The 25832-nt window shown below is 48.3% G+C and carries 21 protein-coding genes; 12 read left to right on the top strand and 9 right to left on the bottom strand.

Annotated elements, in window-relative coordinates; all coding sequences use genetic code 11:
- Positions 1 to 387: 387 nt before the first annotated feature.
- Positions 388 to 2352 (bottom strand): PhoX family protein, encoded by a 1965-nt coding sequence (locus GC128_RS19920; RefSeq protein ID WP_151995759.1) that lies wholly within the window; start codon positions 2350 to 2352, stop codon positions 388 to 390.
- 674 nt (positions 2353 to 3026) lie between these two features.
- On the opposite strand from GC128_RS19920, the gene GC128_RS19915 reads away from it, so the two are divergent.
- From GC128_RS19915 to GC128_RS19900, 4 genes are read left to right on the top strand one after another with little or no spacing between them, the layout of a single operon-like run.
- Positions 3027 to 3557, top strand: a complete 531-nt coding sequence (locus tag GC128_RS19915; protein WP_151995758.1) for a Csu type fimbrial protein — start codon at positions 3027 to 3029, stop codon at positions 3555 to 3557.
- Between the two features lie 54 nt (positions 3558 to 3611).
- Entirely contained in the window at positions 3612 to 4298 is a 687-nt protein-coding gene (locus GC128_RS19910) for a fimbrial biogenesis chaperone (RefSeq protein WP_226812215.1), read from the top strand.
- Between the two features lie 16 nt (positions 4299 to 4314).
- The gene (locus GC128_RS19905; protein ID WP_226812197.1) at positions 4315 to 6636 is read left to right on the top strand and encodes a fimbria/pilus outer membrane usher protein; all 2322 of its coding nucleotides are present in this window, start codon (positions 4315 to 4317) and stop codon (positions 6634 to 6636) included.
- 41 nt (positions 6637 to 6677) lie between these two features.
- Positions 6678 to 7649, top strand: a complete 972-nt coding sequence (locus GC128_RS19900) for a Csu type fimbrial protein (RefSeq protein ID WP_151995755.1) — start codon at positions 6678 to 6680, stop codon at positions 7647 to 7649.
- A gap of 25 nt (positions 7650 to 7674) precedes the next feature.
- On the opposite strand, the gene GC128_RS19895 is transcribed toward GC128_RS19900, so the two are convergent.
- Positions 7675 to 8610 carry a LysR family transcriptional regulator gene (locus GC128_RS19895; protein ID WP_151995754.1) on the bottom strand — a complete coding sequence of 312 codons (936 nt, stop codon included), beginning with the start codon at positions 8608 to 8610 and terminating at the stop codon, positions 7675 to 7677.
- Between the two features lie 94 nt (positions 8611 to 8704).
- Between GC128_RS19895 and GC128_RS19890 the strand changes: the two genes are divergently transcribed.
- Entirely contained in the window at positions 8705 to 9913 is a 1209-nt protein-coding gene (locus tag GC128_RS19890) for an MFS transporter (protein ID WP_151995753.1), read from the top strand.
- A gap of 69 nt (positions 9914 to 9982) precedes the next feature.
- Here the strand turns inward: GC128_RS19890 and GC128_RS19885 are convergent, their stop codons facing one another.
- The 5 genes from GC128_RS19885 to GC128_RS19865 form a co-directional block, all read right to left on the bottom strand.
- Positions 9983 to 10267 carry a heavy-metal-associated domain-containing protein gene (locus GC128_RS19885; protein ID WP_151995752.1) on the bottom strand — a complete coding sequence of 95 codons (285 nt, stop codon included), beginning with the start codon at positions 10265 to 10267 and terminating at the stop codon, positions 9983 to 9985.
- Positions 10264 to 10626 carry a mercuric transporter MerT family protein gene (locus tag GC128_RS19880; RefSeq protein ID WP_151995751.1) on the bottom strand — a complete coding sequence of 121 codons (363 nt, stop codon included), beginning with the start codon at positions 10624 to 10626 and terminating at the stop codon, positions 10264 to 10266. The genes GC128_RS19885 and GC128_RS19880 overlap by 4 nt, the downstream gene beginning before the upstream one ends.
- The gene (locus GC128_RS19875) at positions 10598 to 11743 is read right to left on the bottom strand and encodes a transglutaminase-like domain-containing protein (RefSeq protein WP_151995750.1); all 1146 of its coding nucleotides are present in this window, start codon (positions 11741 to 11743) and stop codon (positions 10598 to 10600) included. Before GC128_RS19875 ends, GC128_RS19880 begins: the two co-directional genes overlap by 29 nt.
- 532 nt (positions 11744 to 12275) lie before the next feature.
- Complete coding sequence (locus GC128_RS19870; RefSeq protein ID WP_151995749.1) at positions 12276 to 13187, bottom strand: LysR family transcriptional regulator; 912 nt, start codon at positions 13185 to 13187, stop codon at positions 12276 to 12278.
- A 93-nt stretch (positions 13188 to 13280) separates the two neighbouring features.
- Positions 13281 to 13484: a hypothetical protein gene (locus tag GC128_RS19865; RefSeq protein WP_151995748.1), complete on the bottom strand. Its 204-nt coding sequence runs from the start codon at positions 13482 to 13484 to the stop codon at positions 13281 to 13283.
- Between the two features lie 457 nt (positions 13485 to 13941).
- Here GC128_RS19865 and paoA point away from each other — a divergent pair, with 457 nt between their 5' ends.
- The 4 genes from paoA (at position 13942) to GC128_RS19845 (ending at position 18278) form a co-directional block, all read left to right on the top strand.
- Complete coding sequence (gene paoA, locus GC128_RS19860; protein WP_151995747.1) at positions 13942 to 14667, top strand: aldehyde dehydrogenase iron-sulfur subunit PaoA; 726 nt, start codon at positions 13942 to 13944, stop codon at positions 14665 to 14667.
- The gene (locus tag GC128_RS19855; RefSeq protein ID WP_151995746.1) at positions 14664 to 15614 is read left to right on the top strand and encodes an FAD binding domain-containing protein; all 951 of its coding nucleotides are present in this window, start codon (positions 14664 to 14666) and stop codon (positions 15612 to 15614) included. Before paoA ends, GC128_RS19855 begins: the two co-directional genes overlap by 4 nt.
- A 4-nt stretch (positions 15615 to 15618) precedes the next feature.
- A complete protein-coding gene (gene paoC / locus GC128_RS19850) occupies positions 15619 to 17817 on the top strand; it encodes an aldehyde oxidoreductase molybdenum-binding subunit PaoC (RefSeq protein ID WP_151995745.1) in 2199 nt (732 codons plus the stop codon).
- 212 nt (positions 17818 to 18029) lie between these two features.
- A complete protein-coding gene (locus GC128_RS19845; protein ID WP_064511796.1) occupies positions 18030 to 18278 on the top strand; it encodes a DUF883 family protein in 249 nt (82 codons plus the stop codon).
- Positions 18279 to 18335: 57 nt separating this feature from the next.
- Here GC128_RS19845 and nlpA read toward each other — a convergent pair whose 3' ends face one another.
- Positions 18336 to 19151 carry a lipoprotein NlpA gene (gene nlpA / locus GC128_RS19840; RefSeq protein ID WP_151995744.1) on the bottom strand — a complete coding sequence of 272 codons (816 nt, stop codon included), beginning with the start codon at positions 19149 to 19151 and terminating at the stop codon, positions 18336 to 18338.
- Between the two features lie 457 nt (positions 19152 to 19608).
- On the opposite strand from nlpA, the gene GC128_RS19835 reads away from it, so the two are divergent.
- The gene (locus GC128_RS19835; RefSeq protein ID WP_151995743.1) at positions 19609 to 21228 is read left to right on the top strand and encodes a phosphoethanolamine transferase; all 1620 of its coding nucleotides are present in this window, start codon (positions 19609 to 19611) and stop codon (positions 21226 to 21228) included.
- Positions 21229 to 21247: 19 nt separating this feature from the next.
- On the opposite strand, the gene GC128_RS23000 is transcribed toward GC128_RS19835, so the two are convergent.
- Positions 21248 to 21805, bottom strand: coding sequence for a helix-turn-helix domain-containing protein (locus tag GC128_RS23000; RefSeq protein WP_193216288.1), 558 nt, complete (start codon positions 21803 to 21805; stop codon positions 21248 to 21250).
- A 726-nt stretch (positions 21806 to 22531) separates the two neighbouring features.
- Here GC128_RS23000 and GC128_RS19825 point away from each other — a divergent pair.
- Both GC128_RS19825 and gspC read left to right on the top strand, forming a co-directional pair.
- Complete coding sequence (locus GC128_RS19825; RefSeq protein WP_151995741.1) at positions 22532 to 24982, top strand: beta-glucosidase; 2451 nt, start codon at positions 22532 to 22534, stop codon at positions 24980 to 24982.
- A gap of 53 nt (positions 24983 to 25035) precedes the next feature.
- On the top strand, positions 25036 to 25824 hold the full coding sequence (gspC, locus tag GC128_RS19820; RefSeq protein WP_151995740.1) for a type II secretion system protein GspC: 789 nt from the start codon (positions 25036 to 25038) through the stop codon (positions 25822 to 25824).
- The last annotated feature ends 8 nt before the right edge of the window (positions 25825 to 25832 follow it).

Here is a 25832-nt window from a genome sequence, read left to right as displayed (position 1 = left end):
GCGCGCAGTAATCCAAACGTTAATATAAGAAGGAAATTCAAGGCAATATTCTGAGTAAAATAGCATTAACAACTAAGGGGATAAATAATAATTCCGTATAAAGTACTTTTTCAGAATTATGACTGTATTACAAAAATGCATTACATTTTATAAACTGATATATTTAGCGGGTATTATTTTCATGATGAATATTTGAGTGGCTGATATTCTTATCTCAGCAAACATGGAGCCGTATTACGGGGTGGTAGTGCTCAATTGAGCCTACGTCGATCCATTGCCCGGCAAAATTTCAGAGCAAGATATTCGACTGCTATTGTTATCCCCTCACCTTTTCTTAAGGCTTTGAGCAAAACATCCCTGTTCCGCTCAACTGTAGAGGCTATTTTGTTAGCTACCGATAATTCCACCATCAGCTTTAACAATAACCACCGTGGAAGATCGTGGGCGACTGTTTTTATCACCATCAGGCCAAGTGGAGACGGCAGTCGGGTTTGCCGGATCGCTGATATCGTCACTAGGTTCACCGGGGTGTTGAATATTAATAAACAGCGTGCGGTTATCTGGAGTAAAGGCGATGCCAGTTATCTCACAGCCACGCGGCCCGGTGAGGAAACGACGATATTCGTTGGTACCTGGAACAGTGGCGAGCATCTGGTTGTTGCCCATTCCCTCATAGGCTTTTTTGTTGATGGTGCTGGAGGAGACATCAGTCTGAATCCACAGAACGCCGCGATGGTCGAAAGATAACCCATCTGCACTACCAAACTCTGCCCCCTTCATTGAGCCTTTGGTTTTCTCATCTGCGCTATCCGGCTTGCCGCCTAGCACCAGGATATCCCACTTGAAGGCGGTTGATGCAGAGTCACCGTTCTCTTCCGTCCAGTGCATGATGTGGCCGTAGACATTATTAGCGCGCGGGTTGGCGGCATCGACGGCTGCTTTGCCCTCCTTGCCTCGGTCACTATTGTTGGTCAAGGTGCAATAGACACTGCCCGTTGCGTGCGAGTCGACCGCAATCCACTCAGGGCGGTCCATTTTTGTGGCACCTACGGCATCAGCAGCGAGACGCGTTTTAATTAGCAACTCACCCTGACTGGTAAATCCCTTAGTTTCATCAAGGCCCGATTGCCCATATACCAGCGGTAGCCAGGTGCCACTCCCATCGTCATTGAATTTCGCCACATACAGCGTGCCTTCGGAGAGCAGGTCCATGGCAGCATCTCGCAGGCTCGAATCATATTGATTTGTAGAAATGAACTTATAGATGTATTCGAATTTCTGATCATCACCCATGTAAGCAACTACACGGTTATCCGCCGCCAGGGTAATCGCAGCGCCTTCATGCTTAAAGCGCCCTAATGCCGTATGTTTACGCGGAGTCGATGACGGATTATAAGGGTCGATTTCTACCACCCAACCGAAACGGTTAGGCTCATTAGGCGTTGTATCTACGCTAAAGCGCGGATCGACTTCGTTCCAGCGATAGGATTCATCGCTGTCGCTGATGCCATAGCGCTTTTCAAGGGCATTTGGCGCAGCTTTTTTAACGAAAATATCCGACCAGTTTTCTTCGCAAGTCAGGTAAGTGCCCCACGGTGTATGGCCGTTGGCACAATTTTGCATTGTACCAAGCACCCTTTGCCCCTGCGGATCGTCCGCAGTTTGCATTAATGCATGATTTTTGGCAGGCCCTGTGAGGGTCATCGGTGTATTCACAGTAATACGACGCGCAAACTCAGAAGGACGAACCACGCTCCAGTTATCGCCCTCTTTTTTCACTTCAATAACCGAAATGCCCATCGCATTTTGGCCCTTGCGCACTTTATCCAGATTCCAGTTCGCCACGCCGTCTTTAAACAGCAAACCGTTGTCGATGTATTCGTGGTTCATCGCCAGCAAACCGTGATTGGGATCGGTTCCTCCCCGCGGCAAGCTAAACCATGCCATACCATCATGGTGCATTCCCGCCTGAGCGGCCTGTTCATCAGTAGTGTTACTGCCGTCGGTTTTAAATTCCGGCAGGTTACCCTTTAAACCTACGGCATCTCCCCAGCGGTAAAATGGTCGCGCGATGTAGCCTTCCGGCACCCGCACGGTATCCTCCGTTGAAACTTCAATACTGGTAAAACCAAGGGAAGAAGGACGTGCCAGAGCCGTTTCTACAGCCCATGCAGCCTGGGATTTTAATAACGTCGGGAAGGCTACTGCGGCGCCCGCGACTGCACCCATTTGCAGGAATCGGCGGCGGCTCAAATACGCACTGGCAACATCTGAAAAAACGGGGTTGGCGCTGCGGTTACTGATTTCGTCGTTGTGTTCCTGTTTAAACAACGGCTTAAGAGGTCTGCTCATCATGGCTTCCTTTCGATATTGTTATCAGAAGTGAGCAGTGTAAGAAGGTTTTGTTACACATTTATAACAGCATCAGAAGGCCATGGTTGTTTGATTACCGATGAACGAACATCCAGTAGTAACTTCACCACCCTGTAACGTGCTTAATGTTTTTCGACTAAGGTTTGATTATTTTTAATAGTGGAATTTGATGTCTGGACCGAAGTTTTAGCTCTATTTCCTTTTCAAACAACCGAATAATTTCGGTCACATCAACATATATTAACCTCAACGAGGTGAGTAGTCTGCCACCAAAAACACTTCACGCATTCCCATTTTCAATAATCCCAACCTTGTTCTATTACGTCATCTAAATAAAGAATATCTTTCTGAATTAGAATGTTAAGCAATTACAATCCCTTTACCTTTGTGATTGTTTACATCTGAAATTATTACATTATTGCCAGTTTTTATATCCAGCATTTCAGGCCGAAATGACTTATAGCAGAATTTTCTGCATGTAATAATCAAACTCACCTAATAAAACTTAAAGTGCGCATCTGATCATATTAAAAAACTTAATACATCCTGAAATTGGCATAAATATGCACCTCATTCTATGGTTTTAATAGACATACAACATTCATCCGTATGCATTATTGACAAACTGCAGGTATCTGAATAGGTGCAAAGATATGAAATCAATCATTAAAATGCGCATATTTTTTCCTTTCATGATTTTTGCTTTTGTTCCATCTGCAAATGCCGTCGTGGCCACCAACACATTTCAGGTACAAATTACTATTACTGCATCTTGCGTTGTAACCACAGGTGCGGGCGCAAATATTAATCTGGGCTCTGTCGCTAGCAATGCAACTAACACAGCCGGGAATAGCTCCTTTACTGTCCAGTGCTCAAGAACCACTCCTTATTTCATCGGCCTTGCACCATCCACAGCTAATGGAGGCAATACAACAGGTGCTGGGTCTATGTCATCAGTCGCTAACAGTGGAACAAACAGCGATAAAGTCCCTTATCAGTTACATCAAACATCAGGCACAGGTCCCGTCTGGGGCAATACTGCCACCACCACAGCAGTAGGTAACGGTGTTGGGGGAACTGGTTCAGGAGTGGCGCAAACCTATACGGTTTATGCAGTTGCCGCCAGCGCCAACTTCGCACCTGATAGCTATGCAGACACCGTAACCGTTAACGTAAATTATTAATATAAAGGGTTATTTATAAAAATGAAGCCACAGACGCGAACGGCTGTTGGGGTGATGAGCCTGTTATTGGCGGCAATCTTTCCACAAAATACAGTGGCAAGCGGTCTACAAGTTTCGCCTGTGACACTGACCCTACAAAGTATACAAAATGCTGATGGCATCTGGTTAATGAACCAGGGTGAAGAGACTATAAATGCGCAAGTTCGCGTTTATAGCTGGAACCAGCAAAGTTATGAAGACCAGCTCAACTCTTCTCAGAATCTGGTTATTAGCCCGCCAATGCTCAAACTGGCACCCGGAGAGAAACAGTTAATTCGAGTGATTCACATGGGGCCCGCCTCAAATACTGTGGAGGAAGCTTATAGGCTGTCAATCAATGAACTCCCTCCAGCCGAACTACAAAAGAATAAAATTCAGTTCGTTTTGCATTATTCAGTTCCCGTTTTTATTCAACCGAAGGGTACCAGCGAGCATTCAGCAAAATTGCAGTGGGGAATCCAACGTATTGGTGGTGAAGCATTTCTTGAAGTGAGCAATCAGGGGAATAGCCATGCTCAGTTGTCTGGTGCTTCATATATCAACACGCAAGGTAGAAGAAAAGAGATAACACAGGGGCTATTGGGATACGTTCTTCCAGGCGCTACCATGCGCTGGAAATTGCCTTTTCCTGCCTCGGATACTGCCCCTGGAAGCAAATTAGAAGTTACTATAAATGGACAAAAAAAGGTGCAGGAACTTTAAGGTAATCATTAGAATAATGATAGTTCTTCTGCTCGGTGGAATGTTAGCGCCAGGAATCACCTCGGCCAATGATAATAATTCCATCACACCGGTGATTAGTAACGATAACGAGCATCCTAATGCAATAGACTTGTATCTTGATGTTACTTTGAATGGAAACCATATTGGCATCGAACATTTTCGTGAGCTTGCAGGTAAATTATATAGCAACAAAGAAACACTACAAAAAATAGGGTTTAAATTACCTGGTGAATCGGCCCAATCGATTCGTCTGGATAGTTTAAGTCAATTACAATTTGATTATGATGTTTCATTACAAACACTGAAATTGACCGCCCCTCTTAGCACCTTGAATTTAAATACCACCAAACTCAATCAAGTTGATATTCCTCCGCCAGTCGTCTCCACATCACGGGGGATGTTACTCAATTATGATGTTTACGCAGCCCAAGGCGATGGAAGTAACGTCAGCAGCTTTACTGAATTACGCGCATTTAATTCTGCTGGGGTGCTGAGCTCGACTCAATTAACTCAATACTCCACGCAAACTGATGGAGTTACGGCCGATAACAATTTCAGTCGTCTTGATACGCAGTGGCGGTCATCGTTTCCTGACAGCCTCCTTAGCTTAACCCTCGGTGACACACTCACCAGTAGCCTCACATGGTCGCGCCCGACACGCATCGCGGGTATTCAAATAGGCACTGATTTCAACCTGCAACCTAATATGCCGACCACACCACTACCCTCTTTTTTAGGTTCGGCAACGGTACCGTCAAATGTGGAATTATTTATAAATGGCATGAAATATTATAACGGCGAAGTACCTGCGGGTAATTTTGAAATCAACACCCAGCCTAATATCAGCGGTGCGGGCTACGCACAGGTGAATATGACTGATGCGTTAGGTCGAACGACGACACAGAGCTTTTCCTTTTATCAGGATCAGCAACTATTACGCGAAGGGCTGACACAATGGTCAGCTGAATTGGGTGTGGTACGCGAAAATTACGGAATCTCTTCATTTGATTACGCCAGCACACCTTCTTTTAGTGGAACCTGGCGGCGGGGTATCAGTAACAGTTTTACAGGTGGCGTTCATTCTGAGGTAAGCAAACAGTTGCTCAATTCTGGATTCAGTATGGACTGGATACCTGGCGGTCGTGTTGGCACTCTATCAACGGCTCTGGCTATGAGCACCGATGCGGGTGACAACGGAATATTGTATAGCCTGGGTTATCGCTGGATTGGCAGCAATTTTAACTTCAGCACCTCGACGATTGCCACCGCAGGTGATTACCGTGATATCGCCAGCCGCTATGGTTCAGCACCGCCATCACTTAATAGCAATGTTGTTGTTGGGTACAACATGCCCTCATATGGCAATGTCAGTCTGAGCTACCTGCAATATCGCTACCCACAGGAAACTTCAGTACGTTACGCGGGTGCGAACTGGTATGCCGCGGTGGCAAATAATATCTACCTCACTGCTGGCGTGAATCAAAACGTAGACGACAGCCGGGATCGGAACCTCTACCTGACTGCCACATTTATCCTTAGTAATAACCTTACCGCCAGCAGCACAGTACAACGCACGAATGATGAAAACGGTTATATGCTTAATGCCAGCCGCACCCAACCTTCAGATGGGGGTTGGGGTTGGAACCTTGCAGCTAGCCAACAATCCTCCCAACAAAACGGCCAGGGAGAGCTGGGTTACCTGGGTCGCTATGGCAAAGTTTACAGCGGTTTTAACCGCACCTCAGATACACAGTATGCCTATGCTGGTGGTAGCGGCTCCCTGGTGATGATGGGGGGCGGTTTGTTTGCCGCGCGCACAATTGATGATGGCTTTGCTGTTGTATCCACCGACGGTATTCCTGATTTACCCATCAAACTACAAAACAATCTCATCGGCACCAGCAACAGCCAGGGCTTGCTGTTAGTGACGCCAATTAAAAGCTATGAAAATAATCTGTTAAGCATCGACCCGATGAACTTACCCGCCAATACGCGTATCGACCAGGTTAATGCTTACGCAACACCTGCCGACCGTTCTGGCTCGCTGGTCAAATTTGGTATTACACCGGTTCGAGCCGCGCAAATAATCGTGGTTGATGCACAAGGAAAACCGATTGAGGAAGGGACACAGGTAGAGCTGAATGCTAAGCAAAGCCAGCAAACCATCGTGGGTTTTGATGGTCTGGTTTATTTCGATACGCTGGAGCTGCATAACACATTAAAAGTGATGGCTTCCAAAGGCACTTGCTCCGTGCAGTTCGATTACCCGCAGAAGGCTGCAAGCATTGTGCAACTTGGCCCACTCGTTTGTCGCTAAGGACGAGATGAATTGGACTTCCTAAGAGAAAGGAAACCTGTATGCGTTTAAGAGAGTTATTTTTCTTTGCAGCCTTAAGTTTGTGTCCTGGTGTTAGCCACGCGCTGAGTTGCTCAATAAGTGGCGTGCAACCCATTAATTTTGGGAATGTAAATCCACTGTCCAGCACAGGTGCTGAAACGTCGATGACATTCAGCTATTCGTGCAGCAAAGTCCTTACAGATGTGCTTAGCGCGATTACTCTTTGCTTTAATATTGGCGCGTCGAGTAATGGCCAGACTAACCCTCACGGCATGTCTTTTGCTGGCCCACCAGCCAGCACATTAAACTATCAACTCTATCAAAACCAAGCTCATACTGTCGTTTGGGGAAATCAGAACCAGGCTGGAACCCCTCCTCCCATGGCCCAAATAACGCTCCTCAATCTCACGCCAGTAACGGGTAGTCTGACGGTTTACGCAAAGCTTACGACACCCCAAATCACCGCCGCTCCCGGTAGCTATTTAGATGTTTTTAATTCAGCCACCGCAAGTGTTACCACGAATACAGGCCTGGCTCTCCCCCCAGCTGACTGCGGCAATGGAACCGGCCCGAGTTTCCCGTTTAACGTGACCGCAGTCGTGACCAAGCAATGCAACATTAGCTTCGTCAATAATATAAGTATTGGCCCGGTAACAATGAATCAATCCAATATCGCATCGAGTAATACTCTTGGTGTCGCCTGCTCGAATAATACCCCTTATTCGATAGGGCTTAGTCCCTCGAACGGCAGTACCACAGGCAGCGGACAAATGAAAACCAGCGGGAGCGGGAGCAATACCGATTTAGTCCCGTATCAGTTGCGTTCAACGTCGGGCCAGGCCGGGACTCCATGGGGAAGTATTACAGCAAACAGTGTCAATGGCACCGGTACCGGATCGACCACTGCATATACCGTTTACGCAACCGTACCCAATGCAAATTACGCCCCGGATAATTACGCCGATACCGTCACCATTAATGTGACGTACTGAAAAAGGGAAATGGCTTACGGCCTGATTAACGCGCAGATCGGGTGCCGGTTAGACTTGGCATCACCTCTTTCATTAGCTCAATAAATTTGCGCAGACGGGCCGGGTAGTAACTCGCGTAAGGATAGAGCAGATAGATGGGTAGAGGTGCGGCCTGCCAGTTAGGGAGAACATGCTGCAACGTGCCTTCCGCCAAATCCTCTTTCACGACCCATGAAGAAACCATCCCTACACCCAACCCGTTTAAAGCTGCCTTGCGCACCGCATACAGGCTATCAGTGCTCAGCCTTGGGGTAATATCGAAGCGGAAAGGGTCGCCGCTGGTTACCTCGTTTAACGTCACTTCATTACGATAAAAACTACTCAGTGCCACCCAGGGGAATTTCACCAGATCCGCGGCTTCATTGACCGGCCCATAGCTTGCAAGTAGTGAAGGAGCAGCCACCACGATACGCGGCACTTCGGCCAGTAGGATGGCAACCACTGAAGGATCGGTGATTGCCCCAACATGAATCGCGCAATCAATCCCTTCAGGGATAAAATCCGGCGAACGATCGTTGAGAATCCACTCAATATTGATTTGCGGATAGCGCGCCAGGTAATCGCCAAGCGGCCCAATCAGCTGATCCTGCCCGAATGCGTGTGGCGCACGTACGCGCAGCACCCCGGCAGGTTCATCCCTGGCGCCACTGACTTCATCTTCCAGAAGGTGCCAGTTTTCAATCAACCTACGGGCATGCTGATAGCAGCGTTCGCCATCATCAGTCAGCTTCATGGTGTGGGTCGTACGCTGGATTAACTTAACGCCAAGCATTTGTTCGAGGCTTTGCAAGCGTCGGCTTATTGTTGGCTGGGTAGTATCCATTTGTGCGGCTGCGGCTGAAAGGCTGCCGCTCTCAACGATTCGCACAAAGGTTTGCAAAATGGCTATACGGTCGCCAGCAGGATTAAAGTTTTTGTTCATACGTTAAGTGTATAACAGTTTTACCCCTGCGGGGGCTACAGCCGAAAGCAAAAAACGACAAGAATGGCCGCACATTAACCCACTGGAGCGAGCCATGAGCCAGCTTTCCACAATGACCGCATCAACGTCCAACACCATGCTGTCTGGCAAAATCGTTTTTCGTCTCGCCCTTGGCGCGGGCCTGAGTGTTGCCTCAATTTATTATAGCCAGCCAATGCTGGGGATTATTGGCAGCACGTTCCACGCCCGTGTCGGTGATGTCGGCCTGGTACCCACACTGACGCAAATTGGTTATGCGCTCGGCATTTTGTTGCTCGCCCCACTTGGGGATCGCTTTGACCGCCGTCGTATCATTCTGATTAAAGGCACCCTGCTTTCGTTGACATTACTGCTGTGTGGATTCTCCTCTTCCTGGCATGTGCTATTGCTCAGCAGTCTGGCGATTGGGTTGGTTGCGACCGTAGCGCAAGATATTATCCCTGCCGCTGCCACACTGGCCTCTGACAGCAATCGCGGTAAAACCGTAGGAATGGTGATGACCGGGCTTCTGGCGGGCATTCTGCTTTCACGTGTATTTAGTGGCATCGTGGCACAACTTTGGGGCTGGCGTAGTGTTTATACTATTGCGGCAGTAGGTGTCTGGGTCGTCACGCTGATACTCTGGTACGTACTACCCTCTTTCAAGCCGCAAACCACACTACGCTATCCCGCACTACTGCGCTCATTAGGCAAACTGTGGATGGAGTATTCGGCTTTACGTCGTGCCGCTCTGGCACAAGGGTTGTTGTCGATTGCGTTCAGCGCTTTTTGGTCAACGCTTGCGATTATGCTGGCAGACCGCTTCCAGATGGGCTCCGCCGTAGCCGGTACTTTTGGCCTCGCTGGTGCCGCTGGAGCGCTTGCCGCACCGCTGGCAGGATCACTCGCTGACCGTCGTGGCCCTGATTTCGTCACGAAAATTGCAGCCGCGTTGGTTGTTATCTCCTTTGCCCTGATGTTTGTGATGCCGTTTGTTCCCGTCCCTGTGCAACTGGCTATTATCGCCATTAGTGCGGTCGGGTTTGACCTGGGTATTCAGGCCTCACTGGTGGCACATCAGACCATTATCTACGCGTTAAATCCGGCTGCCCGCAGTCGCCTGAACGCCATTATGTTTACCGTCGTGTTTATCGGCATGGCAATAGGGGCAACAGTGGGTAGCAAAGCTCTGGAAACCTTTGGCTGGACGGGAATGGTTGGGCTGGCAACGTTCGCGGCACTGTGTGGGCTGTTTATCCGGTTAATGGGGCGCTCCACCAGATAAATAATCACCACCGGGAGGTGGTGATTCGCCAATGAGCTTGAAGCTTCACAATCGTAGGGATAACAGGAATTATTGCGCCTCATCCACCGCGTGAATTTGGCCGGTAAATCCTGTTTTAGCAATGGCCGACAGCAGTTGTTGGTTATCAAAATTCTCCGGAACAATGACTTGCGCCTGATGCGTTTTTAATGACGCCTTCGCTTTAATAACCCCATCGGTACTGCGTAAAGCCTGATTTATCGAAATCACGCAGAGCGGGCAGTTCATCTGCCCTATATCTATAGTGACCATTTTATTGGCCGCCCAACTCAGAGGCGTCAACAAAAGCAGCCCCAGGCATAAAAATCTCTTCATTCGATACTTTCCCAAATCCAGGGTAAGACATACGGATAAGTAGTCAGGAACAGTACCAATGGTACTGATAACCAATACAACAGGACCAGCACGCGACGGCTGACAACACTTGTGCATATTGGTTTAGGGGACAAATAGAGCCGCCAGAATCCACGCACCATCAATCCCAGGGAGACGATTACCATGGGAATTTGTAACCAGGGTAGCGTCGGGATCCCTGTGAGTCCTGCTGCTGAAATACCAAACAACAGATACAACAACGGCCCAATGCAGCACAGTGTTGAAGCGCCAGCGGCAATTAATGCCGCCAGCAACGTGACTAAATTACCCTTAATGCTGTTCGGTGCTGACGTAGTCATAGCTAAATGCTGCCGGATCGTAGAAGTTTAAAGGATCGCCATCTACTTCGGCATACGGGTAACCCAGGTTGTTGACATCACCTTGTTCTGCTGCAGGATAAAGCGCGAAATCACGTGCATGATTAAAGCCCACCCAGTTCATTTCCCAATTACCAAAGAGATAATCGCTAACCGCTTTTACAGCCGGATCACCATTCTCTTTCTTCTCGGTCAGACGCATCTTGGTGACATCGGCCGGGTCGGCCGGGATCCAGCCAAAGCCCGCCAGCCAGAACATCGCGCGGCAATGCTGGCCACCGTTTATTTTTGCAATACCCTGCTCATCGGCGCTACCGAAAGCTTTCTTCGAATACTCGCTAAGCTTGCGGCTGGCACCAAGACGAATACCGAACATTTCCCGTGCCGGGATACCTACCGCACGACACAGCGCGACAAAAACGGAGTTAATGTCGGTGCATTTGCCACCCAATTTGCCCGCTTTCAGTATTTCGCCCACATCACCCGTACCGCAACCAATCACAGCATCATCGCGATGCATATGCGTGCTAACCCAGTCGTGAATCAAACGAGCCTGTTTTATCGGTGCTTTTTCGCCAGCGACAATTTTCAGCGCCGTCTCTTTAACGATACCGTCGACAGGAATATGGGGAGTAGCCAGCAAGAAAGGTTTAATTTCGTCCGGGATGACTGCGTCTTGCTCAGGTAGCAACCAGTCGGCCAGTTTATTGTCTTTTAGCACTTCCCAATCACGGGTTTCGACCGTCATCTCAACGCGAATATCCAGCGCGCCTTCAGAATCTGGCCAGGTAACAAAAAGCATTCTGGCACCATAACGGTTATTAGCCGTCAGGCTGGCTTTCTGGTAGTTACCGTTGAAGGAAAGGTCGAGCAATGTCTGAAATGAAGTGTCTTCTGGTACAGGTATCCACAAATTAACTTTGCCCTGGGAACCTGCCGGCGCTTTGAGACTATACGTTTGTGTGACCACAAAACGGCGGGAGGTATCAGAAGATGCGATTGCCGGGTCATCAACACGTTTGGTTCCTGAAAATGCCGGACGAACCAAACCAATAGTTGATAGTGCTACAACGCTTTTCAGAAAGTTTCGCCTTTCCATTGAGATATACCTTCGTCGCCAGAAAAAGCTGGCGCTTAACCCCGCACCTGCGGAGGTCGGCCGGTATTATGCAGTTAAGTATTCTGCTCAATTATAAACTGGATCAATTGGTCGGCTGTTTATTGCCTCTATTCCTGCTTTGGAATGGGTAGGCTTGCCACTCTTTTTTGCCGCGTCGGGTTACACAAGCTGACGGCTGCAGCAAACAACACATATGACGTGGATGAAGGAAAAGTGGTGAAACTCTATGTCACTCCCCCACTTTCTCTGACATTGACGCTCGAGATCCTTCGGCTTACGGAATGGATATATAACTATCGAGGGGTTAATGGCCTGTCACGACGCACTGCAAAGATAGATTTTTTCATTCACTCTTTACTCTGGATAAACAGTGTCCTGGCAATAAAAACTGACAAGCACATTGGGTTACCCTACATTTACGCTATTGCTTTATATTTCATCGACTGAACGATACCTGTCAGATATAAGACAGATACCGTTTTTATTGATATATATCATTAAGTTGATATTTTTATTCGCCAGCTATGATTTCAGCCTGCGTTGCAGTGACATTATTAATAAACCTTTTCACAATTGGAGATCGCTCATGTACCCGACTGACTATCGACAATGGAATATAAGCTCCCTCTTCCGAGATATCATAAAATGCAACACCGGATGATGAGTGACTCATGGTTTTCATTGATGAGGGAACAATCGAGACCCCAATTCCTGCAGAAACCAGATTAATAATGGAAGATAGTTCTAGTGGAGTTTGCTTCACCGTCGGCACACACCCTGCTTTTTCAAACAGTGAAATGATAGTATCGTGCAGGTGCACACTGTAATCTCGAGGACACAGAATCATTTCTTCGTTTGCCAACTGATTCAATGTGATATGACTTTGCGCGATATACGAGTGCTGCTCAGGTAACACAATTGCCAAAGGCTCCCGAAGAATTAAATGGAGCTCCAGTAGTTCACTATAAAGATGGTCAGTACGAACAAAAGCCACATCGATGGTGCCATTTTCTACTGCTTTAATTAGATTATCGGTATGTGCCTCATCTAATTGCAAACTGACGTTTTTGTAATCTCTTCTAAATTTTTTAATACCCCGTGTAACCACACAGTTAAATGCCGAAGATGAAGTAAAGCCAACTTTAAGCACCCCAAGTTCTCCACGCGAGGCCAGAAGTGCTGATGATTTTGCTTCTTCTACTAAACCCGGCAACACTTTTACCGCATCATAAAACGCGGTGCCTGCGGTGGTTAATTCAACACCTCGAGCGATGCGATGAAACAATTTGGTACCAATTTCATTTTCCAGATCTCGTATTTGTATACTGAGAGGCGGTTGGCCAATACCCAGCACTTCTGCTGCATAGGTAAAACTTTTGGCATCGGCAACGGCCAGAAAATAACGGATATGTCTTAACTCCATCTATATGCCTGTTTAATAAGTATTAATTAGAACGAATCAGGTGATTGCATGTTCTCTTGCAACCATATGAAAATGGTGCATCTGTCTCTCAAATTATAGATGGCTTTTAGGTGTGTATTTAACCCAGCACTCTTCGTGCTTATCGGTGGCAGGTTCTTTTTTGTAAACACGATAACCAATTGAAAATGCCCATTCTAATGCGGAATTATAATCATTAAATGTTGATAACTGTTTATCTTCTACACGTACGACGATATTTCCTTCACTATTTTTTTCCACAAATGCATTTTTAATCATAAAAATTAACCTCGTTACATATGAGCAATATAGTTAAAGTCGCGTATTTATCACACCGGTAAGCGATGTGCTGAATATATATATCCAACTATCCTCAAGCAATGATATGGCGCATACCTTTGGTATATGTTTTTTATATAGGCAGTATAATTTTAATACAGGCCATCATTGTCTATTTGTTACACCCTGGTGAATTCAAAGAGCACGTAAGGTTATTTATTATTTACGTCAGCATTAAACAACGGCACTCGTATTACCACGGTGGGCACACAACATGCATGCCATATCTGGCAAAGTATGCGGTTGGTTATGGATACGCCGCTTGTAACCCGTCTTTGCAGCATTCAGGAATAATCCCAACGCCAGCACCGTCTATGATTAATAGTTCGTTATAAAAATTTGAGCATCGCAGAGACTTCCATTTTCCTGGTTCAATCTTTCGAACACTGGAGGCGGTATGAGCAACCATGACCATGAAGCGAATAAAAGGCACTTACATAGTGCGAGCAGCAACAGCAGCGGTAATCACTACCTTAATATTGAATATTATGGCTTTCGCCTGACAAGACGGGAGCTTCTCAAAGTCGGTGTTGTGTCAGCCGCAACCGTGGCGATGACGCCAACTCATGCTTTTGGAGCGAGCGCGAACGACCCCACTCCCCCGCCTGAATTGTCGCACGTAACATTAAATGTTAACGGCGAATCCCGCCAACTGGACGTTGATACGCGAACCACACTTTTGGATGCGCTGCGCGAAAACCTGCACCTTACCGGGACCAAAAAAGGGTGCGACCACGGCCAGTGTGGCGCATGTACAGTTATCGTCGACGGTCGCCGGATAAACGCCTGCCTGACCCTTGCCGTGATGCAGCAAAATGCCGAAATCACCACCATTGAAGGTCTCGGTAAACCGGATAACTTGCACCCTATGCAGGCCGCCTTTATCAAACATGACGGCTTTCAATGTGGGTACTGTACGCCTGGGCAAATTTGCTCCTCCGTTATGGTCCTCAAAGAGATCGAAATGGGCATTCCAAGCCACGTCACCTCCGATTTGAATTCATCCCCTCAGGCCACCGCCGACGAAATACGTGAACGTATGAGCGGCAACATCTGCCGTTGCGGCGCTTATTCCAACATTCTTGCGGCCATTGAAGATGTCGCAGGGGGGCAAAAATCATGAAAGCTTTTACTTTTGAGCGAGTGAAAACCCCGGCCGAAGCGGCAGCGAGCGCCCAGCGTAATCCTGGTGCCAAATTTATTGCCGGGGGCACGAATCTTCTTGATTTGATGAAGCTTGAAATAGAGACGCCAACCCATCTGATTGACGTGAACGCTCTTACGCTGAACAAAATTGAGTCGACGGACGAAGGTGGTCTGCGCATTGGCGCACTGGTGCGCAATACAGATCTTGCGGCAGATTCGCGTATTCGTCGAGACTATGCGGTACTTTCCCGAGCGCTGCTAGCAGGCGCATCAGGCCAGTTGCGCAATCAGGCAACCACTGCCGGTAATTTGCTCCAGCGCACACGCTGCCCCTACTTTTATGATACCAACCAACCTTGTAATAAGCGGCTTCCCGGCAGTGGATGTGCCGCTCTTGAGGGTTTTAGCCGCCAACATGCTGTGGTTGGGACCAGTCGAGCCTGTATCGCAACCCACCCCAGCGATATGGCTGTCGCCATGCGCCTGCTCGATGCTGTGGTAGAGACCGTCAACCCAAACGGCAAGGTGCGCGAAATCCCGTTGGCAGATTTCTATCGCGCACCGGGCAACACACCACATCTGGAAACAGCACTGACTTCAGGTGAATTGATCACCGCCGTCACCTTGCCTCCACCGCTGGGCGGCACACATATCTACCGCAAAGTTCGAGACCGCGCCTCCTACGCCTTTGCTCTGGTTTCGGTTGCCGCCATTGTGCAGCCCGATGGCACCGGACGTGTGGCTCTTGGTGGCGTTGCGCACAAGCCGTGGCGGCTTGAAGAAGCTGACCGGCAATTGAGCAACGGCAGCCAGAGCGTTTATGAAAGGCTGTTCGCTGATGCGCGCCCTACTCCTGAAAACGAATTCAAGCTGATACTGGCGCAGCGCACGCTCGCCTCGGTATTAATGCAAGCACGGGGATAAACCAATGAAATTTGATACTCCGGCAAAAGATAACCCAATAGACCAGCTCACCGTTGTTGGTCAGCCCCATGACCGTATTGATGGCCACCTGAAAACGACCGGCACGGCTCACTATGCCTACGAATGGCATAATGAAGCAGCCAATGTGGCATATGGCTATGTGGTGGGCTCCGCCATTGCTAAAGGGCATATCAACTCAATTGATTTAGAAGCAGCGCGTAATGCCCCGGGTGTGATAACTATTGTGACGGCCGATAATGCCGGCCCGCTTGGAAAAGGTGAAAAAAACCCGGCAAAGCTCCTCGCAGGCCCAACGATTGAACACTATCACCAGGCCATTGCCGTGGTGGTCGCGGAAACCTTCGAGCAAGCTCGTGCGGCGGCGGAACTGATTAAGGTCGATTACCGCCGCGAACAGGGCGTATACAATCTTGCCGAGGAAAAACCTGCCGTCACCACAGCTACTGAAGAAGAGCCGGACAAATCAACCGGCGATTTTGCTAGTGCCTTTGCCGCTTCTGCGGTGCAGTTTGATGCCACCTACACCACCCCAGATCAAAGCCACATGGCGATGGAACCGCACGCCTCAATGGCTGCGTGGGAGGGAAATAAACTTACCCTATGGACCTCCAATCAGATGATTGACTGGTGTCGTAGTGACCTGGCTAAAACCCTGAAGCTCGCCAAAGAAAATATACGGGTGTTTTCGCCCTATATTGGCGGTGGTTTTGGCGGGAAGCTGTTCTTACGTAGCGATGCGCTGCTGGCGGCCCTTGGTGCTCGCGTGGCAAAACGCCCCGTCAAAATTGCATTGCAAAGACCCTTTATTCCCAATAACACCACTCACCGTCCGGCAACTATTCAGCATCTTCGCATCGGCACGGATAACACCGGGCGGATTAGCGCAATCTCACATGAGAGTTGGTCCGGTAATCTTGCTGGAGGCCCATCGGAAACAGCCGTTCAGCAAAGCGAGTTGCTGTATGCCGGTGCCAACCGCCATACCGGGCTGCGTCTGGCCAAACTTGATCTGCCTGAAGGCAATGCCATGCGCGCACCAGGAGAAGCACCGGGATTGATGGCGCTGGAAATCGCAATTGATGAGGTGGCCGCAAAAGTAGGCATCGACCCGGTTGAGTTTCGCATTCTCAACGATACCCAGGTTGACCCTGCAAACCCTGAGCGATTCTTTTCGCGCCGTCAGTTGGTTGAATGCCTGCGTACCGGAGCCGACCACTTTGGTTGGAAGCAGCGGAACGCTCAGCCTGCACAAATCCGCGATGGGCGTTGGCTTGTCGGCATGGGTGTCGCGGCAGGTTTTCGTAACAACCTGGTGATGAAATCGGGCGCGCGCGTTCATCTTGATGCACAGGGCATCGTCACCGTTGAAACCGATATGACGGATATCGGCACCGGCAGTTACACCATCATTGCCCAGACAGCAGCTGAAATGTTGGGCGTGCCGCTGGAAAAAGTCGTGGTGCGGTTGGGGGATTCAGATTTCCCGGTTTCGGCAGGTTCAGGCGGTCAATGGGGTGCTAATAGTTCAACGGCCGGGGTTTATGCCGCTTGTGTTAAGTTGCGCGAGGCAGTGGCGAACAAACTGGGCTTTGATCCGCAACAGGCGGTGTTTGGTAATGAACAAATACGCATAGGTGACCGCTCAGCCCCTCTTAAGGAGGCCGCCGCAACGGGGACGCTGACGGTTGAGGATGACATCGAATTTGGTGAGCTCGAAAAAAAATTCCAGCAATCCACTTTCGCGGCACATTTCGTTGAAGTCGGAGTGGATATTGCAACCGGTGAAACACGCGTTCGCCGAATGTTAGCAGTGTGCGCTGCTGGCCGAATACTTAACCCTAAAACAGCCCGCAGCCAGGTTATTGGTGCGATGACCATGGGGGTCGGGGCTGCGCTAATGGAAGAGCTAGCCGTCGATACAAGATTAGGTTATTTCGTTAACCACGACCTTGCCAGCTACGAAGTACCGGTACATGCCGATATCCCCGTGCAAGAGGTCATTTTCCTCGACGATGCCGATCCGGTCTCCTCACCTATGAAAGCCAAAGGTGTCGGTGAGCTGGGGTTGTGCGGCGTGAGCGCTGCCATCGCCAATGCCGTTTATAACGCGACAGGAGTGCGGGTGAGAGATTATCCCGTTACGCTCGATAAGCTCCTGAAAGGGCTGCCCGAGTTAATTTGATACGCTTTTTCTGTCTCTGAAAACAGGCAACTGCGAGAAGGAGCAGTTGCCTGTTTTCCTGCCATTTAGACTAATCACCGCTAACGCTATGCCGGGATAAAACGCCCACTTAGCGAGATTTTTCTCACATTGTCTGAATTCTCGGTTTAAAACATTTCTCTCCGGTTCTCTCAACTACACTTAGTTGCGCAATTAAATCTAAGGAGCTCAGTATGTTTGACAAAACAACAGACAAACTCAACGAAGCAGCAGGCACTGCCAGGGAGTTATATGGCAGACATACCAATAACCCTGATGATGAATTTAAGGGTGCGGCCAGAAAGTATGCGTCGCAAGCCAGTTATGCAGTAAGAGATGCCACAGATAATGTGCGGGATCAGGTGTCAACCAACCCTATTGCCGGTTTAGCGATTGCCGCGGCGGTTGGTGTGGTATTTGGCTTCTTGCTGGGTCGTAAATAACAAAATGGGCTGTTAGCAACAGCCCATCAATCTACTATTTTTCAATGATTTCAGTGATCACCAGCCAGGAACAGCCCCACCATTAAAGATTGTTTCGGCCGCTTTCGCCACCTCTGGTGACTGATAAGATTGCAGGAACTCTTTCACATTTTCCGCATCTTTATTGTCTTCACGTGCAACCAGGATGTTCACATATGGCGAGTTTTTATCTTCGATAAAGACGCTATCATGTACCGGCGACAAGCCTGTTTGCTGGATGTAAGTCGTACTAATAATCGCCACATCAACTTTCGCATCGTCCAACACTCGCGGTAACTGTGCTCCTTCCAACTCCATAATATTCAGATGGCGTGGGTTTTCAGTAATATCCAACGCGGTCGGCAGCAGTCCTTTACCCTCTTTCAGAGTGATAAGCTTTTCTTTTTGCAGCAGCAGAAGAGCTCGCCCCAGATTGGTTGGGTCATTCGGGATTGCAACCGTGGCACCGTCTTGTAATTGATCTACCGTCTTAATCTTTTTCGAATAACCGGCCATCGGGAACACGAAGGTATTACCCACCGCCACTAATTTGTAATTATGTGCTTTGTTGTCTTGCTCGAGGAATGGACGATGCTGGAAAACGTTAGCATCTAACTCTCCATGGTTGGTGGAGTCATTTGGTAGCAATGAACCGCTAAACCCGACCAACTCCACTTCCAGGCCATACTTCTCTTTAGCGACTTTTTTCGCGACTTCCGCCACATCCTGCTCTGCGCCGTTAATCACACCAACTTTAATATGTTTCGCATTACTGCTTTGTTGATCACAGCCCGCCAGCATCAAACCTGCCAGCAAGACAGCCCCAATCCGTAAGTGAGGTATTGTCAATCGCACGCTTTTTTCCTTAAAAAATAACTGCCAATGTGTAATGAAACGACTATAGCAGGATGCCTGTTGTGGTTTGTAAAACCAAAAAGGTATCAGTTAGAAGAAAAAAGCATAATTAGACTATCGATTCTTTTCTGGCAGACAAACTAACTTGGCAGCGATTTCTTAGGACAATATTAATATATGGATAATTTAAATAAACAAACCGAGATAAACACCCAGTAATTCAGGTCACGAAAAAACCGAAAGCCAAAAGGTTCCTCTCTTATTCCCTTTATATGCATTCATTGAATAGCCGTTTAGTTTTTATCGCATGGAATACATTAAGGTTAAATTAAGGTTGGTCATTAATAATCACTCTCACACATACACCGCTGGTGGTCTACAGCAGAAATTTCGATGGCAAAACCATCCTGCTCGCCTGTGTATCAATAGTATAAAAATGAACCTGTTGGAGATGTTAATGCCCGTACTTTTCAGGATGAAGGTCATCCCGCTGATTTTACTGTTGGCGGCAGTCTTTGCCTTCTTACTCAACTGGCCCGTGTTACTGCATTTTTACGATATCTTGACCCATCTTGAGCATGTAAAAATCGGTTTTGTTATCTCCATACCTTTCGTGTTAGTTGCAGCTCTCAATTTCGTCTTCATGCCCTTCTCTATTCGTTTTCTATTGAAGCCATTTTTTGCCCTGCTGCTAATTACTGGCTCAATGGTCAGTTATTCGACGCTGAAATATAAAGTGATGTTTGATCAATCGATGATTGAAAACATCATTGAAACGAACCCGCAAGAAGCGCATTCCTATCTGAATGGCTCAATTATTTTATGGATTCTTTTGACCGGTGTACTGCCTGCTATCTTATTGTTTTTAATTAAAATTGAATATCCAGCCAAATGGTACAAAGGCATCGCATATCGCCTGCTGTCGATGGTGGCTTCGCTGGCGCTTATTGCAGGTGTTGCAGCGCTTTACTACCAGGATTACGCCTCGGTTGGGCGTAACAACTCAACGCTTAACAAAGAAATTATTCCGGCTAACTACGTCTACAGTACCGTTCGCTATCTGAAGGATACGTACTTTACGACCAAAGAACCCTTCCAGTCGCTCGGCGATGATGCCAAACGGGTTGCCAATAAAGAAAAACCAACGCTGATGTTCCTGGTGATTGGTGAAACGGCCCGTAGCCAGAATTTCTCGATGAATGGTTATTCGCGAGATACCAACGCCTTTACCAGCAAGTCCGGTGGGGTTATCTCATTTAAAGATGTTCACTCCTGCGGTACCGCCACCGCTGTTTCCGTACCGTGCATGTTCTCGAATATGAACCGCACTGACTACGACGGTAAGAAAGCGTACAACAGCGACAATCTCCTCGACATCGTGCAAAAAACGGGGGTTTCACTGTTGTGGAAAGAGAACGATGGAGGCTGTAAAGGTGTGTGTAGCCGCATTCCGACTATCGAAGTCAAGCCAACCGATAACCCGAAACTGTGTGACGGTGAGACCTGCTATGACGATGTGATGCTGGAAAATCTTGATGCTGAAGTGGCTAAAATGGCCGGAGACAAACTGGTCGCCTTCCATATGATTGGCAGCCATGGGCCGACCTATTACCAGCGTTACCCAGCAGAGCATCGCCACTTCATGCCGGAATGTTCACGCAGTGATATTGAAAACTGTACCCAGGAGCAGTTGGTCAATACCTACGACAACACCATTCGCCATACCGACTCTGTGTTAGCGCAAATGATTGAGAAGCTGAAAAAATACAGTGACCAGTACAACACCGTGCTGCTGTACGTTTCCGATCACGGTGAGTCATTAGGAGAAAGTGGCTTGTATCTGCACGGTACGCCTTACAAACTGGCCCCGGATCAGCAAACGCATATCCCGATGCAGGTGTGGATGTCACCGGGCTTTATCGCCGAGAAACACATCAACATCTCTTGTTTACAAGATAATGCGGCGAAAAAACCATACTCCCATGACAACCTGTTCTCGTCGGTTCTCGGGCTTTGGGACATCAGCACCAGTGTCTACCAGCCTGCTAGCGATCTATTCCGCGAATGCCGGCGTTAACTCACTGCGGGTAGAGACATCAACAACCGCTCTCACAGTCCCGACCTTTATCCCGAAACTGCAAAGGAGATAGCTGGACATGATTCTTAAAGAATCGTGAGTAAACGGAATGCGAAGAGAACCCCAGGTAGTCGCTGATTTCCTGAATCGAGAGCGTCGATTCACGCAGCATACGCATCGACAGTAGCAACTGCTGCTGGTTTAGAAGCTGAGTGAACGTCGCAGACTCGAGTTGCAGGCGGCGGTTGAGCGTCCAGCGGCTAATCCGTAGCTCCTGGCACACCTTTTCCAGTATTGAGTTTGCAGAAATTGCCTGCCCTGACAAATAACACTGTTCAATAATTGTGTTCACCGCAGCGGTCAGCGGTGGCTCTGCGAATATTTGCTTTTTGAGTGCGCAGGCATGGCTCTTTTGTAAGCGATTTAGCAGCGGGTTAAATGAGGCGTTTTCACAATCCAGGTAGCGGTTTTCCAGAATAATGGCGTCGTGCTCCTGGCGCAGCAAACAGGTTTTGTTAAACAGATCGTTCACCAGCGTCTGATGATGAACCGCTGAGTCCGTAAGCTCTATTTGCATACTCATACCTGGGGAATAACTCTTCAATATGCTGCCAAGCAACACCAGATTAAAGATGGCTGAAGGGTTATTAACGGAGTGTGGAGCACGGTTTTTATATCTTATGCGAGTATGTGACTGCCCTTTTTCTATAAAAAGATCATCACAGTTGCCAATCAAAAACCGGTTATCCGAAAAATTCCATAATGCTGATTCCAGTGTTTTTTCATTCAGGCACAGACCTATTAACTCTGGAAAAATAGCGTGGGAATGTTCAACACTATTAATGTAAATAGTTTCCGGAATAGCACTCCCATAGAGCGTTTTGTTAAGCCCACTAATTTTTGCCATTAATTGATAATGGTTATGTTCAGTAATACGCCCGTAGGGTTTGTCTATTTCATGAGTTGACAAACCCAAGCCCCCTAACAAGTTATTTGTGTCAATTCCTTTTTGACGTAAATTATTAAGACTTGTCCTATATATTGAATTAGATACGCTTCTGGTAAGCATGTGGACCTTGCACAAAGTTGAACGTTAATATTGTTTTTGTAATGTTACTGTATTGTAGCATTCTGCATTATTTTGAGATACCACTCACAAAAAAACGCCCTGCTCCCAGGAGCACAGAATTAGCTTTCCATTGCAAAGTCGCCCGCCATTTATCTGGTTATTATTCCGCTGCTGTTGATGTACTTACCTTTGCGAAACCTGGATATATACCCTACATAAATAAGGCCAATAACAATGGAATCCTTAAGCGTTAAATCAAAATTGAATACCCTGACAATCTGTCTCACCCTGGCATTAGCCGGGATGGTTTCTGGTTGTAATGACGACGATGATGACGACAACCAGGAAGAACCGCCTGTCTCACAAGTAAAGGACGCTGCGTATTACCAAAAAATGGCCAAAGAAGCCGCAGGTAAAATGAGCGTTGAAGAAAAGCTTAATATGGTGGTCGGGCCAGGAATGGATCTTGGCAATGGTGAATTTCCGGCAACCAATAATAAAAATGATGTATCCGGTGTTGCCGGTTATATCAATGGCGTAAAAAGCGACAAGCTGGATATTCCTGCGGCAAAATTAGCCGATGGTCCCGCCGGATTGCGCATTAATAGTACTCGTAACGGCAGTTCTGAAACTTTCTATGCCACCGCCTGGCCAATTGGTTCTTTACTGGCTTCATCCTGGGACACAAAATTAGTGGCTCAAGTGGGTAAAGCGATGGGCGAGGAAATTAAAGAATATGGCGTCGACTTTATTCTCGCACCGGGTATGAATATTCAACGTAACCCGCTGAATGGGCGTAATTTTGAATATTACTCTGAAGACCCACTGCTGAGCGGGAAAATTGCCGCCGCCATGGTAGATGGTGTGGAGTCAAATGATGTCGGCACCACCATTAAACACTTTGTTGCCAACAACTCAGAAACCAACCGTAACTCCATCGATACCATCGTATCGCCGCGCGCCATGCGTGAGATTTATCTGCGCGGTTTCCAGATAGCTGTAGAAGAAGCGCAGCCGTGGGCGGTGATGTCGTCATATAACAAACTAAACGGTACTTACACCAACGAACGCCGCGACCTGCTAACCGATATTTTGCGTAATGAGTGGGATTTTAAAGGGTTGGTGATGTCCGACTGGCTGGCAGGAACGCCGCAATTAACGGGCTGGAAACAGCTAAAAGCGGGTAATGACCTGATTGAACCCGGTGGATTTACCGACCCAGTAACCGGTGCTTTCAACAATACTGGTGTGTTGGCCGCACTGAAAGACTCTTATAAAAAGGGGGATATCAGCGAAGCAGATGTCACGGTTAACGTGGAACATATTCTCTCGCAAGTCTTCCAGTCCCCTTCTTATAACAACTACGCCGCGTCCAATAAACCTGACCTCGAACAACACCGTGTATTGGCACGCCAGGCTGCGGCAGAGAGCATGGTGTTGTTAAAAAATGACAACCAGGCGCTGCCATTAACGCCGCGTTTGAAGCTCGCAAGTTTTGGGGTTAGCCAGATTGAAACCATCAAAGGTGGCACCGGTAGCGGCCAGGTTAACAATGAAGCGACCATCATGCTGTCCGAGGGCTTGCAACAGCAGTACACCGTTGATGAGTCGCTAACCTCCTTCTACCGCGATTACTACGCGCAAAATAAAGTTGAGCACCCGGGCTTTGTGGCCTCGATCGGCACCTACTTTACCTGTGACGACCCGGCAATTGACCCGGCAGTGGTTGAAAGTGCTGCGCAGAACAATGATGCAGCACTGATCACTATCGGGCGAATCGCGGGTGAAGGTGTGGACCGCACCAATACCCGTGGCGACTACCTGCTGACCGAAAATGAACTCAATTTGATTCAGAATACGTCTGATGCATTCCATGCTGCAGGCAAGAAAGTGGTTGTCGTGCTGGATGTCTCTGCCATCGTCGATACCAGCGAGTGGGCCGAGAAAGTCGATGCCATATTGCTGTCGTATCTGCCAGGCCAGGAAGCAGGCTTTGCCATCACCGACGTTCTCTCAGGCGTCGTCAACCCTGGGGGCAAACTGGCACAAACCATTCCGCAGTCTTATGCCGATGTCCCTTCCGCAACCACCTTCCCGGGCAAAGACACCAACGGCGACGGCACACCAGATGAAATCTCTTATAACGATGACATCTACGTGGGCTACCGCTACTACAGCACCTTCAGCAAACCGGTTGCCTGGCCGTTCGGCTACGGCCTTTCATACACCACCTTTGGTTATGACGGCGCGGCAGTTGAGTCGAACACCCTGGGTAATGGCGCAAAAGGTGGCATTACGCTGAGCGTTTCGGTGACCAACACCGGGAACGTTGCCGGGAAAGAAGCAGCCCAGGTCTATATCAACGCACCAGAAGTTAAGCTGAAAAAACCGGCTCTTGAGCTTAAATCTTTCAGCAAAACAGACAGCCTGCAACCAGGCGCAAGCCAGAAGCTTACCTTCACTATCCCTGCCAAAACGCTGGCAAGCTTCGATCCGCAAAAGAACCAGTGGATTGTTGAGCCTGGCACCTACAAGGCCTGGGTATCTCCTTCTTCCGACGTAACGGGTCGTGAACCTGTGACCTTCAACGTTAGCGAGGAAATTGTGGTCAGCAACACCACTCCGGGTGCGCTTGCACTTCCGGCGGGTGTGAACGCCGCTGATTTTGTCACCGTAAGTCAGTAAGTCAATCCAGGGCGAGTTCGTTCTCGCCCTGGTTAATAAGGCAATAAGTGTTAATGAGTAAACCGGTGTTCAGGCTGAGTTTTTCTCAGCCATTTTTAGCGCAGATGGTGACAGTGGTATTGCTCTGCGGCCTTGGCTATCAGTTGGCTGTGGCTACATGGTGTATTGGTGAAATGCTTTATCCGCAAGCACCACTCCCGGCTCAGGCACACAACGCTAACCCGCAGGCCACACCTGCTGAAATCAGGTTTAAGACGCTATTCCCAGGCGGGGATAAAGAGATCGCACCAGTGGCAACACTCTCCTCACTAAAAGTACGACTGACCGGGGTGATAGTCAGCAGCTCATCTGAAAGTTCACTGGTGATAATTGAGCAAGGTGGACATCAAAATAGTTATGTTATTCATGATGTTATCGATGGAACGCAGGCGAGTGTCATCGCGATTAAGGATGACCATGTTGAACTGCTTAACGGGGGGCAGCATGAAATCCTACGGTTGTATGACGACGGTGCCGCAAGCGCACCTGACGCACTTGCGACTACCCGGAATCAGTTACTGAAAGAGCCGAAAAAATTGCTGGAGATGGTGGCAATCACTCCGGTGAATAAAGACGGTGTGATGCAGGGATATCGCCTCAATCCAGGCAAAGAGGCCACGCTTTTTCAGCAAAGTGGATTACAGCCCAACGATTTGGCAATCGCCATCAATGGCTTTGACCTACGCGATCCGCAAGAGGCCGCAAAGTTTATGGGCCAACTCAGCACATTGACGCAGCTTGAAATCACTATTGTGCGTGATGATGCTGAGAAGAACATTTTTGTAGATTTATCAATAAAGTAAGGTTGGGT

Origin of the sequence: Buttiauxella massiliensis (assembly GCF_902500225.1) — a bacterium.
GTDB lineage: Bacteria > Pseudomonadota > Gammaproteobacteria > Enterobacterales > Enterobacteriaceae > Buttiauxella > Buttiauxella massiliensis.
The sequence above is the reverse complement of the archived record's forward strand: the minus strand, read 5'-3'. Positions and strand labels throughout refer to the sequence as shown.